The organism is Escherichia ruysiae, from assembly GCF_031323975.1.
In the GTDB taxonomy this organism is placed as follows: Bacteria; Pseudomonadota; Gammaproteobacteria; order Enterobacterales; family Enterobacteriaceae; genus Escherichia; species Escherichia ruysiae.
In genome coordinates, this window is record NZ_JAVIWS010000001.1 from 63,001 (window position 1) to 77,801 (window position 14,801).

General features: G+C 50.7%; 17 protein-coding genes. 10 read left to right on the forward strand and 7 right to left on the reverse strand.

Annotated elements, in window-relative coordinates:
- The first annotated feature begins 173 nt into the window (after positions 1-173).
- Complete coding sequence (gene edd, locus RGV86_RS00395; protein ID WP_001069467.1) at positions 174-1,985, forward strand: phosphogluconate dehydratase; 1,812 nt, start codon at positions 174-176, stop codon at positions 1,983-1,985.
- A 36-nt stretch (positions 1,986-2,021) separates the two neighbouring features.
- Positions 2,022-2,663 (forward strand): bifunctional 4-hydroxy-2-oxoglutarate aldolase/2-dehydro-3-deoxy-phosphogluconate aldolase, encoded by a 642-nt coding sequence (kdgA, locus tag RGV86_RS00400; protein WP_000800512.1) that lies wholly within the window; start codon positions 2,022-2,024, stop codon positions 2,661-2,663.
- A 235-nt stretch (positions 2,664-2,898) separates the two neighbouring features.
- On the opposite strand, the gene purT is transcribed toward kdgA, so the two are convergent.
- A complete protein-coding gene (gene purT / locus RGV86_RS00405; protein ID WP_309508433.1) occupies positions 2,899-4,077 on the reverse strand; it encodes a formate-dependent phosphoribosylglycinamide formyltransferase in 1,179 nt (392 codons plus the stop codon).
- A gap of 141 nt (positions 4,078-4,218) precedes the next feature.
- Between purT and yebG the strand changes: the two genes are divergently transcribed.
- The 4 genes from yebG to ptrB all read left to right on the forward strand — a co-directional run bounded on the left by yebG (position 4,219) and on the right by ptrB (position 8,167).
- On the forward strand, positions 4,219-4,509 hold the full coding sequence (yebG, locus tag RGV86_RS00410; protein ID WP_000257576.1) for a DNA damage-inducible protein YebG: 291 nt from the start codon (positions 4,219-4,221) through the stop codon (positions 4,507-4,509).
- Positions 4,510-4,575: 66 nt separating this feature from the next.
- The gene (gene yebF / locus RGV86_RS00415; protein WP_010345796.1) at positions 4,576-4,932 is read left to right on the forward strand and encodes a protein YebF; all 357 of its coding nucleotides are present in this window, start codon (positions 4,576-4,578) and stop codon (positions 4,930-4,932) included.
- A gap of 305 nt (positions 4,933-5,237) precedes the next feature.
- Positions 5,238-5,897: a tellurite resistance TerB family protein gene (locus tag RGV86_RS00420; RefSeq protein WP_000024760.1), complete on the forward strand. Its 660-nt coding sequence runs from the start codon at positions 5,238-5,240 to the stop codon at positions 5,895-5,897.
- A gap of 209 nt (positions 5,898-6,106) precedes the next feature.
- Positions 6,107-8,167, forward strand: coding sequence for an oligopeptidase B (ptrB, locus tag RGV86_RS00425; RefSeq protein WP_085460641.1), 2,061 nt, complete (start codon positions 6,107-6,109; stop codon positions 8,165-8,167).
- On the opposite strand, the gene exoX is transcribed toward ptrB, so the two are convergent.
- The 3 genes from exoX to holE form a co-directional block, all read right to left on the reverse strand.
- Positions 8,164-8,826 carry an exodeoxyribonuclease X gene (exoX, locus tag RGV86_RS00430; protein ID WP_000944297.1) on the reverse strand — a complete coding sequence of 221 codons (663 nt, stop codon included), beginning with the start codon at positions 8,824-8,826 and terminating at the stop codon, positions 8,164-8,166. The genes ptrB and exoX overlap by 4 nt on opposite strands.
- A 24-nt stretch (positions 8,827-8,850) precedes the next feature.
- A complete protein-coding gene (gene yobB, locus RGV86_RS00435) occupies positions 8,851-9,507 on the reverse strand; it encodes a carbon-nitrogen hydrolase family protein YobB (RefSeq protein WP_000222246.1) in 657 nt (218 codons plus the stop codon).
- 100 nt (positions 9,508-9,607) lie between these two features.
- Complete coding sequence (gene holE, locus RGV86_RS00440) at positions 9,608-9,838, reverse strand: DNA polymerase III subunit theta (protein WP_000916765.1); 231 nt, start codon at positions 9,836-9,838, stop codon at positions 9,608-9,610.
- A 138-nt stretch (positions 9,839-9,976) separates the two neighbouring features.
- On the opposite strand from holE, the gene yobA reads away from it, so the two are divergent.
- The 4 genes from yobA to pphA all read left to right on the forward strand — a co-directional run bounded on the left by yobA (position 9,977) and on the right by pphA (position 12,643).
- Positions 9,977-10,348, forward strand: a complete 372-nt coding sequence (gene yobA / locus RGV86_RS00445) for a CopC domain-containing protein YobA (protein WP_000255068.1) — start codon at positions 9,977-9,979, stop codon at positions 10,346-10,348.
- Positions 10,349-10,351: 3 nt separating this feature from the next.
- A complete protein-coding gene (gene copD, locus RGV86_RS00450; protein ID WP_000879337.1) occupies positions 10,352-11,224 on the forward strand; it encodes a copper homeostasis membrane protein CopD in 873 nt (290 codons plus the stop codon).
- A 12-nt stretch (positions 11,225-11,236) separates the two neighbouring features.
- On the forward strand, positions 11,237-11,578 hold the full coding sequence (locus RGV86_RS00455; protein WP_000976489.1) for a YebY family protein: 342 nt from the start codon (positions 11,237-11,239) through the stop codon (positions 11,576-11,578).
- A gap of 408 nt (positions 11,579-11,986) precedes the next feature.
- A complete protein-coding gene (gene pphA / locus RGV86_RS00460; protein WP_000806430.1) occupies positions 11,987-12,643 on the forward strand; it encodes a protein-serine/threonine phosphatase in 657 nt (218 codons plus the stop codon).
- On the opposite strand, the gene RGV86_RS00465 is transcribed toward pphA, so the two are convergent.
- From RGV86_RS00465 to rsmF, 3 genes are all read right to left on the reverse strand, one after another.
- The gene (locus RGV86_RS00465; RefSeq protein ID WP_000457829.1) at positions 12,644-12,835 is read right to left on the reverse strand and encodes a YdfD/YebW family protein; all 192 of its coding nucleotides are present in this window, start codon (positions 12,833-12,835) and stop codon (positions 12,644-12,646) included.
- A gap of 105 nt (positions 12,836-12,940) precedes the next feature.
- The gene (locus RGV86_RS00470; RefSeq protein WP_085460642.1) at positions 12,941-13,177 is read right to left on the reverse strand and encodes a DUF1480 family protein; all 237 of its coding nucleotides are present in this window, start codon (positions 13,175-13,177) and stop codon (positions 12,941-12,943) included.
- Positions 13,178-13,293: 116 nt separating this feature from the next.
- Positions 13,294-14,733 (reverse strand): 16S rRNA (cytosine(1407)-C(5))-methyltransferase RsmF, encoded by a 1,440-nt coding sequence (rsmF, locus tag RGV86_RS00475; protein ID WP_085460763.1) that lies wholly within the window; start codon positions 14,731-14,733, stop codon positions 13,294-13,296.
- Positions 14,734-14,801 lie beyond the last annotated feature (68 nt).

The window sequence follows — 14,801 nt, forward strand, 5'->3', positions numbered from 1 at the left end:
TAATTTTTACACTTTTGAGCCTCGTGTGGATTCACCCACGAGGCTTTTTTTATTACACTGACTGAAACGTTTCTGCCCTATGAGCTCCGGTTACAGGCGTTTCAGTCATAATTTTCCTGAATGAAACGCGTTGTGAATCATCCTGCTCTGACAACTCAATTTCAGGAGCCTTTATGAATCCACAATTGTTACGCGTAACAAATCGAATCATTGAACGTTCGCGCGAGACTCGCTCTGCATACCTCGCCCGGATCGAACAAGCGAAAACTTCGACCGTTCATCGTTCGCAGTTGGCATGTGGTAACCTGGCACACGGTTTCGCTGCCTGCCAGCCAGAAGACAAAGCCTCTCTGAAAAGCATGTTGCGTAACAATATCGCTATCATCACCTCCTACAACGACATGCTCTCTGCCCACCAGCCTTATGAACACTACCCAGAGATTATTCGTAAAGCACTGCATGAAGCCAACGCGGTCGGTCAGGTTGCAGGTGGTGTTCCGGCTATGTGCGATGGTGTAACCCAGGGGCAGGACGGCATGGAACTGTCGCTGCTAAGCCGCGAAGTGATTGCAATGTCTGCGGCGGTGGGGCTGTCCCATAATATGTTTGATGGCGCGCTGTTCCTCGGCGTGTGCGACAAGATTGTCCCTGGGCTTACGATGGCGGCTTTGTCGTTCGGTCATCTGCCTGCGGTATTTGTGCCATCAGGTCCAATGGCAAGCGGGTTGCCAAATAAAGAAAAAGTGCGTATTCGCCAGCTTTATGCCGAAGGCAAAGTGGATCGTATGGCTCTGCTGGAGTCAGAAGCTGCATCTTATCATGCGCCGGGTACATGTACTTTCTACGGTACTGCCAACACCAACCAGATGGTGGTGGAGTTTATGGGGATGCAGTTGCCGGGCTCTTCTTTTGTTCATCCGGACTCCCCGTTACGTGATGCATTAACTGCAGCCGCAGCGCGCCAGGTTACACGCATGACCGGCAACGGTAATGAATGGATGCCGATCGGTAAGATGATCGACGAAAAAGTGGTGGTGAACGGCATCGTGGCACTGCTGGCGACCGGCGGCTCCACTAACCACACAATGCACCTGGTGGCGATGGCGCGTGCGGCGGGTATTCAGATTAACTGGGATGATTTCTCTGATCTTTCTGATGTCGTACCGCTGATGGCGCGTCTCTACCCGAACGGTCCGGCCGATATTAACCATTTCCAGGCAGCGGGTGGCGTACCAGTGCTGGTGCGTGAACTGCTCAAGGCGGGCCTGCTGCATGAAGATGTCAACACGGTAGCGGGTTTTGGCCTTTCGCGTTATACCCTCGAACCGTGGCTGAATAACGGTGAGCTGGACTGGCGCGAGGGCGCAGAAAAATCGCTCGACAGCAATGTGATTGCTTCCTTCGAGCAGCCTTTCTCTCATCATGGCGGGACAAAAGTGTTAAGCGGTAACCTGGGCCGTGCGGTTATGAAGACCTCTGCCGTACCGGTAGAAAACCAGGTGATTGAAGCGCCTGCGGTTGTTTTTGAAAGCCAACATGACGTTATGCCTGCCTTTGAAGCGGGTTTGCTGGATCGCGATTGTGTGGTTGTTGTCCGTCATCAGGGGCCAAAAGCGAACGGAATGCCAGAATTACATAAACTCATGCCGCCACTTGGTGTATTATTGGACCGGTGTTTCAAAATTGCGTTAGTTACTGATGGACGACTCTCCGGTGCTTCAGGTAAAGTGCCGTCAGCTATCCACGTAACACCAGAAGCCTACGATGGCGGGCTGCTGGCAAAAGTGCGCGACGGGGACATCATTCGTGTGAATGGACAGACAGGCGAACTGACGCTGCTGGTAGACGAAGCGGAACTGGCTGCTCGCGAACCGCACATTCCTGACCTGAGCGCGTCACGCGTGGGAACAGGACGTGAATTATTCAGCGCCTTGCGTGAAAAACTGTCCGGTGCCGAACAGGGCGCAACCTGTATCACTTTTTAAGATGACAAATTTGTAATCAGGCGAGAGAAAACTCTGATGAAAAACTGGAAAACAAGTGCAGAATCAATCCTGACCACCGGCCCGGTTGTACCGGTTATCGTGGTAAAAAAACTGGAACACGCGGTGCCGATGGCAAAAGCGTTGGTTGCTGGTGGGGTGCGCGTTCTGGAAGTGACTCTGCGTACCGAGTGTGCAGTTGATGCTATCCGTGCTATCGCCAAAGAAGTGCCTGAAGCGATTGTGGGTGCCGGTACAGTGCTGAATCCACAGCAACTGGCAGAAGTGACCGAAGCGGGTGCACAGTTCGCAATCAGCCCGGGTCTGACTGAGCCACTGCTGAAAGCGGCGACTGAAGGTACAATCCCTCTGATTCCAGGGATCAGCACTGTTTCCGAACTGATGCTGGGTATGGACTACGGCCTGAAAGAGTTCAAATTCTTCCCGGCTGAAGCTAACGGCGGCGTGAAAGCCCTGCAAGCGATCGCAGGTCCGTTCTCCCAGGTGCGTTTCTGCCCGACTGGTGGCATTTCTCCGGCTAACTACCGTGATTACCTGGCGCTGAAAAGCGTACTGTGCATCGGTGGTTCCTGGCTGGTTCCGGCGGATGCGCTGGAAGCGGGCGATTACGACCGTATTACTAAGCTGGCGCGTGAAGCAGTAGAAGGCGCTAAGCTGTAAGAGTCAAAATGCCCGATCGAGAATCGGGCATTTTTGAGGATGATGACAAACGCAACATTGCCTGATGCGCTATGCTTATCAGGCCTACAAGTGAATTGTAATATATTGAATTCATAAGATTTGTAGGTCAGATAAGGCGTTTACGCCGCATCTGACATAAACAAAGCGCACTTTGTCAGCAATCTGAAATGCCCGATCGAGAATCGGGCATTTTTGTAGCTTGTTTTTAACAGATTTAACCTTGCACTTTCACCTGACCGGCGGCGTGCTTCGCGCGTTTAATGGCCTCATCAATACTCTCTGCAGTAGCCAGTGCCACACCCAGACGACGGCTGCCATCAATTTCCGGCTTACCAAATAATCGAATCTGTAGACCTGCGCCTACGGCATTCTGCACATTATCAAACGTGACATTCTGACTGGTCAGTTGCGGCAGGATAACCGCAGAAGCGGCTGGACCATACTGGCGGATCCCAGCAACAGGCAGTCCAAGGAACGCGCGTACATGTAGGGCAAATTCTGAGAGATCCTGAGAAATTAACGTCACCATCCCGGTGTCATGCGGGCGAGGGGAGACTTCACTGAAAATCACCTCATCACCACAGACAAACAACTCGACACCAAACAGCCCATAACCTCCCAGCGCCAGCACCACTTTACGGGCAATCTCCTGCGCACGTTCAAGGGCAAGGGGGCTCATTTGCTGCGGTTGCCAGGATTCACGGTAATCTCCATCTTCCTGACGATGGCCGACTGGCGCACAGAAATGGACACCATCCACGGCGCTGACGGTCAGTAGTGTAATTTCGAAGTCAAACTTAACCACGCCTTCAACAATCACACGACCTGCTCCAGCGCGACCACCTTGCTGGGCGTACTCCCACGCCTGAGCAAGCTGTTCGGCAGAGCGAATAAATGTCTGCCCCTTGCCGGAAGAACTCATCACCGGTTTAACAATACAGGGATAGCCAATGGCGGCAACCGCCTCGCGGAAAAGGTTTTCGCTGTCGGCAAAACGATACGTTGAAGTGGGAATTTGAAGCTCTTCTGCCGCCAGACGGCGGATGCCCTCGCGATTCATGGTTAATTTTGTCGCGCGCGCGCAGGGGACAACATTCAGTCCTTCCTCTTCAAGCTGGATCAGCATATCGGTGGCAATAGCTTCAATCTCCGGCACGATATAGTGCGGCTTTTCCAGTTCAACCACGCGGCGCAATGCATCACCATCCAGCATATTAATGACATGGGAGCGGTGTGCGACATGCATGGCTGGCGCGTCGGCATAGCGATCAACCGCAATCACCTCTACGCCGAGGCGCTGGCACTCGATTGCCACTTCTTTACCCAGTTCACCGGAACCTAATAACATCACGCGAGTTGCTGCCGGACGCAGCGCAGTGCCTAATAACGTCATAACGAATATCCCCTGATTAATTCCGCGTGAAGTATAAACGAAAACGTTTGCGTGTGTCTTTATTGCTTGATTGCTTGCGTTGATTTCTCGATTGAAAAGAAATATACTGTATAAAATTACAGTTATGATGAGAGGCTGCAAATGGCGGTTGAAATTAAATACGTAGTCATTCGTGAGGGCGAAGAGAAGATGTCGTTTACCAGCAAAAAGGAAGCCGATGCTTATGACAAAATGCTTGATACGGCGGATCTGCTCGACACCTGGCTGGCAAATTCCCCGGTCAAAATGGAAGACGAGCAACGTGAAGCTCTTTCACTGTGGCTGGCAGAACAGAAAGATGTCCTGAGTACCATCCTGAAAACAGGCAAATTACCGTCTCCGCAGGTGGTCGATAATAGCAACGATGCGGAAGATGAGACCCACGCCGCCTGAAGCAACTTGCGCTCCTGACAATTTGTACCATGCTTTCTCCTGAATCATTGTGCTATGGAGAAAAACATGAAAAAAAGAGGAGCGTTGTTGGGGCTGTTACTGCTTTCTGCCTGCGCATCAGTTTTTGCTGCAAATAACGAAACCAGCAAGTCAGTAACTTTCCCAAAGTGTGAAGGTCTGGATGCAGCCGGAATTGCCGCGAGTGTAAAACGCGATTATCAACAAAACCGCGTAGCGCGCTGGGCAGACGATCAAAAAATCGTTGGTCAGGCAGATCCGGTTGCGTGGGTTAGTTTGCAGGATATTCAGGGTAAAGATGATAAATGGTCAGTTCCGCTGACCGTGCGCGGTAAAAGTGCCGATATTCATTATCAGGTAAGCGTGGACTGTAAAGCGGGAATGGCGGAGTATCAGCGTCGTTAATGGCTATTAGTCATTGCGCATAATTCCTGGCGGATGTGGTGTAAGCACCTGTCCGCCTTACAATGCATCAGACCCCGTAGGCATGATAAGGCGCGACAGCATCGCAGTAGGCAATCAGCAGCAGATAATCCCAATCAATCCTTCATCCAAATTCCCACCATAGCCGAGTTCCTTATCTGACGCGAATTTCCGTCGCTGACTTCCTTTCGGTCCGTTTATTTGCGCATCTTTTGCCGCAATATACACTTTCTGACATCCTCATCCGCTATGCTACAGGCACTAAAAATGGTTATTGAGGAGCAAATATGGCTAACTGGTTAAATCAACTGCAATCCCTTCTTGGGCAAAGCAGTTCTTCTACCTCCTCGTCTACGGAGCAGGGATTGGGCAAACTTTTAGTGCCGGGCGCATTAGGCGGGCTGGCAGGGTTGCTGGTCGCAAATAAATCAGCACGTAAACTTCTCACGAAATATGGCACCAATGCGTTGCTGGTTGGCGGCGGAGCGGTAGCGGGTACGGTGCTGTGGAACAAATACAAAGATAAAATTCGTGCGGCGCATCAGGATGAACCGCAATTCGGCACTCAAAGCACGCCGCTGGATGAGCGTACGGAACGTTTGATCCTTGCGCTGGTCTTTGCCGCTAAAAGTGATGGTCATATTGATGCCAAAGAACGTGCAGCTATCGACCAGCAATTGCGTGAAGCCGGCGTGGAAGAGCAGGGGCGTGTACTCATTGAGCAGGCAATTGAACAACCGCTGGATCCGCAGCGCCTGGCGAACGGGGTTCGTAATGAAGAAGAGGCGCTGGAAATCTATTTCTTGAGCTGTGCAGCTATTGATATTGATCATTTCATGGAGCGTAGCTACCTGAATGCATTGGGCGACGCGCTGAAAATTCCCCAGGATGTTCGCGAAGGGATCGAACGCGATCTCGAACAGCAAAAGCGCACTTTGGCGGAATAATTCCGCTCTCTGGATAGCCTGACAGTGGACTATTTCTGGCTATCCAGAACCGCACAGCCATTTGAACGGACTGATTTTCTCTGTCAGCATATCATTCGATATCCACGCCATTACCTGTCATCATCTGAGCAATGACTACCCTGTTTCGCTTGCATACCGGGTGAGTTTTGCCACCCTTATAAGATGTTTCAACCAGAAAGAACAATAACATGCTACCAAAAGCCGCCCGCATTCCCCACGCCATGACGCTTCACGGCGATACGCGCATCGATAATTACTACTGGCTGCGGGACGACACGCGCTCACAGCCGGAAGTGCTGGACTATTTGCAACAAGAGAATAGCTACGGTCACCAGGTGATGGCTTCGCAACAAGCCTTGCAGGATCGCATATTAAAGGAAATCATCGACCGCATTCCGCAAAGAGAAGTCTCTGCGCCCTACATCAAAAATGGCTACCGCTACCGGCATATTTATGAACCTGGCTGTGAATATGCCATCTACCAGCGTCAATCGGCGTTCAGTGAAGAGTGGGATGAGTGGGAAACATTGCTCGATGCCAACAAGCGCGCGGCGCACAGTGAGTTTTATTCGATGGGCGGAATGGCAATTACCCCCGATAACACCATTATGGCGCTGGCGGAAGATTTCCTTTCCCGACGCCAGTACGGCATCCGTTTTCGCAATCTTGAAACGGGCAACTGGTATCCCGAATTGCTGGATAATGTCGATCCCAGCTTTGTCTGGGCGAATGACTCGTGGACTTTCTATTATGTGCGCAAGCATCCGGTGACGCTGCTGCCTTATCAGGTCTGGCGACACGCCATCGGGACTCCGGCATCGCACGATAAACTGATCTACGAAGAAAAAGACGATACCTATTACGTCAGTTTGCATAAAACGACATCGAAGCACTATGTTGTCATTCACCTGGCCAGCGCCACCACCAGTGAAGTTCGCTTGCTGGACGCGGAAATGGCCGATGCCGAGCCGTTTGTTTTTCTGCCGCGCCGCAAAGATCACGAATACAGTCTTGATCACTACCAGCATCGGTTTTATCTGCGTTCCAACCGCAACGGCAAAAACTTTGGTTTATACCGTACCCGTATGCGTGATGAACAACAATGGGAGGAGTTAATTCCGCCACGCGATAACATCATGCTGGAAGGGTTTACGCTGTTTACCGACTGGCTGGTGGTTGAAGAGCGTCAGCGCGGGTTAACCAGTTTGCGCCAAATTAACCGCAAGACACGGGAAGTCATCGGCATTGCCTTTGATGATCCGGCCTACGTGACCTGGATTGCCTACAATCCAGAACCTGAAACCGCGCGATTGCGTTACGGTTATTCCTCCATGACCACGCCAGATACTTTGTTTGAACTGGATATGGATACCGGCGAGCGCCGCGTGCTGAAACAAACTGAAGTACCCGGTTTTGATGCGGCGAATTACCGCAGTGAACACTTGTGGATCACTGCCCGGGATGGCGTCGAAGTTCCGGTTTCGCTGGTCTATCATCGTAAGCACTTCCAGAAAGGCAATAATCCGCTGTTGGTATACGGTTATGGTTCTTACGGAGCAAGCATAGATGCCGATTTCAGTTTCAGCCGCCTGAGTTTGTTGGATCGTGGATTTGTTTACGCCATTGTCCATGTTCGCGGTGGTGGCGAGCTGGGGCATCAATGGTACGAAGACGGTAAATTCCTGAAGAAGAAAAATACGTTTAATGATTATCTTGATGCCTGCGATGCATTGTTAAAACTGGGCTATGGCTCTCCTTCGCTCTGTTATGCAATGGGAGGCAGTGCGGGGGGAATGCTGATGGGGGTCGCTATCAACGAACGCCCCGAGCTGTTCCACGGCGTTATCGCCCAGGTGCCGTTTGTTGATGTCGTAACAACGATGCTTGATGAATCAATTCCTCTGACCACTGGCGAATTTGAAGAGTGGGGGAATCCGCAAGATCCGCAATATTACGAGTACATGAAAAGCTACAGCCCGTATGACAACGTCACCGCACAGGCTTATCCGCATTTGCTGGTAACGACCGGCTTACACGATTCACAGGTGCAATACTGGGAACCGGCAAAATGGGTGGCTAAATTGCGTGAGTTGAAAACCGATGACCATCTGTTATTGCTGTGTACCGACATGGACTCAGGGCATGGCGGTAAATCGGGGCGCTTCAAATCTTACGAAGGTGTGGCGATGGAATATGCTTTTCTGGTCGCGCTGGCGCAGGGGACATTACCCGGTCAGCCAGCGGCTTAAGCATTCTCCAGGTAATGCTTCAACGTTAAACGCAATTCCGGGCTCATACTGTCTAGGTTATTAAACAACCAGCGCAGGTAGCCCGGATCGCGCTCTGCAACTTCTGATACTGCTTTACCGCGATACTTGCCAAACGTGAACGTCGTTAACAATGATGGACGTCCAGTGATATCCGCCATTTGTTCCACCGTCCAGCCGGATGTGTTCATAATATCGATAAGCAAGGCAGCGGTGATGTAACAGTCATACAGCGCACGGTGGTGATGCAAGCCTGGCGGCGTTTGTACACTGAGTTTACGCGTTTTATACAACGCCATATTGCTGTACTTGATTCCTGGCCACAAACGACGAGCCAGTTTCATCGTGCAGATCCACTCGCCAGGCATTTCAGGCAATACGCGGCGGTCAAAGCTGGCATTGTGGGCGACATACCATTCACTACCGTAGTAGTGCGGGATCACCTCCTCAATCCACGGCTTGTCGGCGACCATGGCTTCGGTGATGCGATGAATCGCCATAGCTTGCGGAGTAATGGGACGGTCGGGGCGCACCAGGTGGCTCATGGGGTTGACGATTTTCCCATCAACAACATCAACTGAGGCGATCTCGACGACCCCTCCCTGTAAACCGCAGGTTTCTGTATCGATAATACGCAGCATGGCAAAACTCCGAGCCGAAAACGCCTAGCGTAATGGAATGATATCGCCTTGCCAACCCTGCGGTGTGCGTTGACCAACTAACAATAACGAACCGCGATCGGCGCGAACAATAAGGCTGCCATGTTCATCCCACAGTGCGCTGTTGCCCCGGGCATTAGCCATCAGTACGGCGATGGAGAACTGATGTGAGAAAAATTGTAAGTGGCGAGTAGAAGCCAATAGTTCGGGCTCACTGATGCACTGACCGGTGGTAAACAGTGAACAGGTTGGGGGCATATCAATGCCTTCAGGTTGTCCATCCACCACAGTGATGGTTTTAGAGTGTCGATCCAGACATGCTCCGTGGCTTTGATGATAAATTCCGGGCGCGTTCATCCCTGGCGCGAATACGGCAATACCACGAATAAAACGTTCATTATGTTCAACGGGGAGGCCGGTAATAATGGTCATTCTCCATGTTGTCGCGGCATAACAAAGCGGGGCTAACAGCGAAAGGTCGGGCGGGGCAGGAAGAGAGCGTCGCTTATAATCACATCCCAGTAGAGAAAGCGAGGGGAAAACTAAAAGTTCGCACTGCTGTCTGGCGGCAGCCCTCACGAACTCCAGATGATGGGCCACCTGCTCAGTGAGTGAGGCATTACGAGGCTCATATTGTGCTGCTGCGACTTTCCTGTATGTCATAATGACTTCCTTTTCACAGTGTCCGCAAATATTGATGCGTATAAGAAAATACTCACAATTTAGCAGGCGCTATGTAAGAAAGTGTAACTTAATATAAGGTTTATTTAAGTTTAGGCTCGTAAGGTAAGCGTGACAGATTTACAGAGGCAAGGCGGTGGGTAATAAGGCGCTCACGAAACCAGCTTCGCAGGTGTTCCGGTTGTTCACGTTCAACCGCCTCAGCAATTACCGGCATATTGTAACGTTCTTTAAATGCCACCCCGGCAGCCGCCAGATCGACATTAACTTTATCCATTTCAGTTTGATCCAGTTTAGCCAGATTCTTCAGCATATTGTGTCTCCTCGTTAATTGCGGGCAAAAGTTACTAAGAGTCAGCCAGGATGGCAAGCCGGAATTGATGATCCTCGACTCTATCATTAGACAAGGTTATGCTCTGTAAAAAAGTTATTACAAAAAGGAATAGATAATATGGTTTCAACTGCACGTTCTCTTCGTTACGCACTCGTATTATTTGCCGCTTCGCTGGCGCCTTCTGTCTGGGCACATGCGCATCTGACGCATCAGTATCCTGCGGCGAATGCGGAGGTTACTGCTGCCCCACAGGCCATTACGTTAAACTTCTCTGAAAGTATTGAACCCGGATTCAGCGGCGCCAAAATCATCGGTTCAAAGAATGAAGATGTTAAAACATTACCCGCGAAGCGTAATGAACAAGACAAAAACCAATTGATTGTTCCGCTTGCCGACGCCCTGAAGCCCGGAAGTTATACCGTCAACTGGCATGTTGTCTCGGTGGACGGGCATAAAACCAAAGGGCATTACACCTTTACAGTGAAATAAAACATGCTGGCGTTTACCTGGGTCGCATTGCGATTTATCCATTTTACCTCCCTGATGCTGGTCTTTGGCTTCGCGATGTATGGCGCATGGCTGGCACCAATAGCAATTCGTCGCTTGCTGACGAAACGTTTTCTGCGTTTACAACAACATGCTGCCGTCTGGAGTTTGAGCAGCGCCGCTGCGATGTTCGCCGTACAGGGCGGGTTGATGGGCGCGGGATGGTCGGATGTGGTTTCGTTGAACATTTGGCAATCAGTGTTACAAACGCAGTTTGGTGGTGTCTGGATTTGGCAAATCGTTCTCGCCCTCGTTACGCTAACCGTCGCTCTGATGCAACCAGGGAACATGCCACGTTTGTTGTTTGTGCTAACTACCGCGCAATTTATCCTGATGGCGGGAGTAGGACATGCGACGTTAAACGAAGGATTAACGGCGAAAATCCATCAGACTAATCACGCTGTACATCTGATTTGCGCGGCGGCATGGTTTGGTGGCTTGCTGCCGGTCGTCTGGTGTATGCGGTTGGTAAAAGGGCGCTGGCGACGTCAGGCCATTCATGCACTGATGCGATTCTCCTGGTGTGGACATTTTGCGGTAATTGGCGTGCTGGCAAGCGGTGTGCTTAATGCATTATTCATCACCGGATTTCCCCCAACACTTGCGACTTACTGGGGGCAGCTTTTATTTCTAAAGGTCATATTGGTGATGATTATGGTAGCCATTGCACTGGCAAATCGTTATGTTCTGGTGCCACGGATGGGGCAAGATGAAGACCGTGCGGCTCCGTGGTTTGTTTGGATGACAAAACTCGAATGGGCGATAGGTGCGGTAGTGCTGGTGATTATCAGCCTGCTTGCAACTCTCGAACCTTTTTGATGGATTACGAAAATGATGAAAAAAAGTATTCTGGCATTTGTATTGCTTACCAGTTCGGCAGCGGCGCTGGCGGCGCCACAAGTGATCACCGTTAGTCGTTTTGAAATGGGTAAAGACAAATGGGCATTTAATCGTGAAGAAGTGATGCTGACATGCCGACCGGGCAACGCGCTGTATGTCATTAACCCCAGCACCCTGGTGCAGTACCCTTTGAACGATGTCGCGCAAAAAGAAGTTACCAGCGGAAAGACCAACGCCCAGCCTATTTCAGTGATCCAGATTGATGATCCTAACAAACCAGGTGAAAAAATGAGTCTGGCACCGTTTATTGAAAGAGCTGAGAAACTCTGTTAATCATCTACAGTAAATGTTTGATTTCAAATAAAAAACCGCCTCAGTTCTTTCACCAGAACGGGCGGTTTTTAACATTTAAGACGATGACAAGCACGCTTTTTATTGACCATTTTGCACGCAAACTGGCAAACCTGGTGTCGTCATCTATTCTTAAAGGGCAAGGCAACTAAGCCTGCATTAATGCCAACTTTTAGCGCACGGCTCTCTCCCAAGAGCCATTTCCCTGGACCGAATACAGGAATCGTATTCGGTCTCTTTTTATCTATAAAGCCAGTTTGATGATTACATCACAGCTTTTACTGCACTGACTTTACCATCAACCATAACACACACTCTACTGCTTCAGTCCAGGCTTTTTTAACATTTTTGTTAAGATAATGTGATCTTTCGCGCGGGAGTAAAGAATTGATGAAACAGGCAAGACACATCTATCAGAAGATTGATGGCAGTCCGTGGCGACATATCTGGCTGGTGGGGGATATTCATGGCTGCCTGGCGCAACTGCGTAAGAAATTGTGGCACTGCCGGTTTGACCCGTGGCAAGACTTGCTGATCTCGGTTGGTGACGTTATCGATCGTGGCCCGGAGAGTTTGCGTTGCCTGCAATTACTGGAACAACGCTGGATCAGAGCGGTAAGAGGCAATCATGAGCAGATGGCGATGGATGCGCTGGATTCACAGCAGATGTCTTTGTGGTTTATGAATGGTGGCGACTGGTTTGCTGCACTGACCGAGCGCCAATGCGAGCAGGCGAGAATCGTGCTGGAAAAATGCTGGTCTTTGCCGTGGATAATTGAATTAAGCTGTAGTAGCGGATTGCATGTCATCGCCCATGCGGATTACCCCAACGATATTTATGAGTGGCATAAGGAAGTCGATCTGCATCAGGTGTTGTGGAGTCGATCGCGATTGCGTGGGGGGCAAAAAGGGCAGGGAATTACAGGTGCCGATCATTTCTGGTTTGGGCATACGCCCTTACGGCATCGCGTGGATATCGGTAACTTGCATTATATTGATACCGGCGCCGTCTTCGGAGGTGAGTTGACTCTTGTGCAACTGCAATAATTAAAAGTCACTGTACTCCTGTGCAGGTCGCCAGAAACCATCAATAAAATCCTCAATCGGAAAACAGCCTCCGTGACGGATCCGTTGATCGTCCATTGAATAGAGGCACTGCTGTTCCGTATTGTAGATATCAACCACAATATCGTCACAGCCAGCGTCCAGATAGCAAACAAAAAGTACCAGCGCGAACATTTCATCCTCGAAGTGCGGTGCCGTACCGTTAAGTTTAGGGGAGATTTTACAACGGGGGAAATAACCAGGATAAATAACCCGTCATGCCGACGGGTTCTTTTTGGATCAGGCAAGACGCATAATCCAGGCATCAGACTTTTGATCGTAGCGGGTACGGTAAAGGACAGAGTGTTCGCCGTTTAGCAGGGCTGGGATGCTGGTTTCGGCGTCCCAGGCATCAAGTTGCATACATAAATCCGGGTCAGATTTACAGGGGATGATTAACGTTCGGTCACCAGGCGATTCGCCGGTTAACTCGCCGTCGTCGATTTCAAAAGCGCCTATGCGTACACTGGTTTTCATCTTCGTGCTCTCCATTTAAGTGCCGATTGTGGTACGACCAGTTCGGTCGTACCATTTTTCAGCCTAGTCAAGGCAGTCAGATTCGCCAGTCAAAAAGTGCGCTTTTTTGTGTGCGGTCAGGCTTTACCGGTAAAAAGTTTCCCGTCGCGCACCAGCTCCCGTGGGTAACTGTTTTTCAGCCGTGAACCAATACGTTTGGCTAAACCGATTGGCTGATGTTGGAAGGTGACCAGCACATCATCCGTAGTTGGCGCGGTTTGTGGGTAGACGTCGCGCCCGCGATACCACTCTTCCGCTTCCTGTGGTGTCAGTTCAAACGCGTTAGCATGGGCGACTGAAGCAAGGGCAATGACAGCTTCATGCTGCCAGCGATAACCTTTGTTATGCGTTTCAGCAAGTTTAATCCCCAGACGGGAAAATCGGACTTTACCTATCAACGCTTCAATGCCCACCGGGAATAACCAGATTTCTTTATCGCGCTGCCAGAGGCGCAGGTTTTCATCCCAGTTTAAGCCGACACTCGCAGCCGCCTGATGAATTTGTCCGGCTTCGCGATCTTTCACTACGGTAAACGGGAAATTGCCCACTTTATATTTCGGCGCAGGCAACGCGGGAATCGCCTGAGTTTTACGCAGACGAGCAACGAAAAAACCTTCGCAATCATAAATTTGTGGGAAGACGTGCAAAAAGCCTTCCTCGGTCAGCGCCTTGTCCGCGCCAGGGAATAGATCGCCCAGCGGTAAAAACTCTACTGCGTCGGGGTAAGTCTCTTTCAGCCACAGGCAAACGGCTTCGTTTTCTTCCCGGTTTAAGGTGCAGGTCGAGTAAACCAGCGTACCGCCAGGACGTAATGCATGAAAGGCACTGTCGATCAGTTCTCGCTGGGTGGCTGCGATCTCCTGATTGCTTTCTGGTGACCAGTTTTTCAGCGCATCGGGATCTTTACGCACCACGCCTTCGCCGGAGCAGGGGGCATCCAGCAAAATAGCATCGAACATTTCTGGCAATGCCGCACCAAACACGCGGCCATCAAAATGCGTGAGCGCAACATTACTGATGCCACAGCGGCTGATATTGGCGTGCAACACTTTAACCCGGCTGGCGGAAAACTCGTTGGCAAGGATCGCCCCTTCGTTATTCATCCGTGCGGCAATTTGTGTCGTTTTGGAGCCCGGCGCAGCAGCGACATCCATCACCCGTTTTGGGGCGTTACCATCGGCAAACAATGCAGCAACCGGTAACATTGAACTGGCTTCCTGAATATAAAACAAGCCACTCAAATGTTCAGCGGTACTGCCCAGCGGCAATGCGTCTTCATCGTCACGTTCGATCCAGAAACCGTCTTCACACCACGGGATCGGCGTTAGCGTCCAGCCATAAGGAGCGGTTAATCGCCGGAAATCTGCAACGGAGATTTTCAGCGTATTAACGCGAATGCTACGGCGCAACGGGCGCTGACAGGCGGCGAGAAAATCATCAAAAGAGAGCGTCGAAGGCATTGCTTCACGCATTTGCGTCAGAAAGGCGTCCGGGAAATAAACGGTATGTTGGGCCACGAGCATGTACCACTGGCAAAAAAACAGGCGCGCAGTTTAGCATAAACGCTCCGGCGCAGGTACGCCGG

Bases quoted from the DNA above. Each gene is read 5' to 3' on its own strand.
- holE (WP_000916765.1), bottom strand. From the start codon at position 9,838: ATGCTGAAGAATCTGGCTAAACTGGATCAAACTGAAATGGATAAAGTT.
- RGV86_RS00455 (WP_000976489.1), top strand. From the start codon at position 11,237: ATGATGAAAAAAAGTATTCTGGCATTTGTATTGCTTACCAGTTCGGCA.
- yobB (WP_000222246.1), bottom strand. From the start codon at position 9,507: ATGACATACAGGAAAGTCGCAGCAGCACAATATGAGCCTCGTAATGCC.
- copD (WP_000879337.1), top strand. From the start codon at position 10,352: ATGCTGGCGTTTACCTGGGTCGCATTGCGATTTATCCATTTTACCTCC.
- kdgA (WP_000800512.1), top strand. From the start codon at position 2,022: ATGAAAAACTGGAAAACAAGTGCAGAATCAATCCTGACCACCGGCCCG.
- exoX (WP_000944297.1), bottom strand. From the start codon at position 8,826: ATGCTGCGTATTATCGATACAGAAACCTGCGGTTTACAGGGAGGGGTC.
- RGV86_RS00420 (WP_000024760.1), top strand. From the start codon at position 5,238: ATGGCTAACTGGTTAAATCAACTGCAATCCCTTCTTGGGCAAAGCAGT.
- edd (WP_001069467.1), top strand. From the start codon at position 174: ATGAATCCACAATTGTTACGCGTAACAAATCGAATCATTGAACGTTCG.
- pphA (WP_000806430.1), top strand. From the start codon at position 11,987: ATGAAACAGGCAAGACACATCTATCAGAAGATTGATGGCAGTCCGTGG.
- yobA (WP_000255068.1), top strand. From the start codon at position 9,977: ATGGTTTCAACTGCACGTTCTCTTCGTTACGCACTCGTATTATTTGCC.
- yebG (WP_000257576.1), top strand. From the start codon at position 4,219: ATGGCGGTTGAAATTAAATACGTAGTCATTCGTGAGGGCGAAGAGAAG.
- purT (WP_309508433.1), bottom strand. From the start codon at position 4,077: ATGACGTTATTAGGCACTGCGCTGCGTCCGGCAGCAACTCGCGTGATG.
- RGV86_RS00465 (WP_000457829.1), bottom strand. From the start codon at position 12,835: ATGTTCGCGCTGGTACTTTTTGTTTGCTATCTGGACGCTGGCTGTGAC.
- ptrB (WP_085460641.1), top strand. From the start codon at position 6,107: ATGCTACCAAAAGCCGCCCGCATTCCCCACGCCATGACGCTTCACGGC.
- yebF (WP_010345796.1), top strand. From the start codon at position 4,576: ATGAAAAAAAGAGGAGCGTTGTTGGGGCTGTTACTGCTTTCTGCCTGC.
- RGV86_RS00470 (WP_085460642.1), bottom strand. From the start codon at position 13,177: ATGAAAACCAGTGTACGCATAGGCGCTTTTGAAATCGACGACGGCGAG.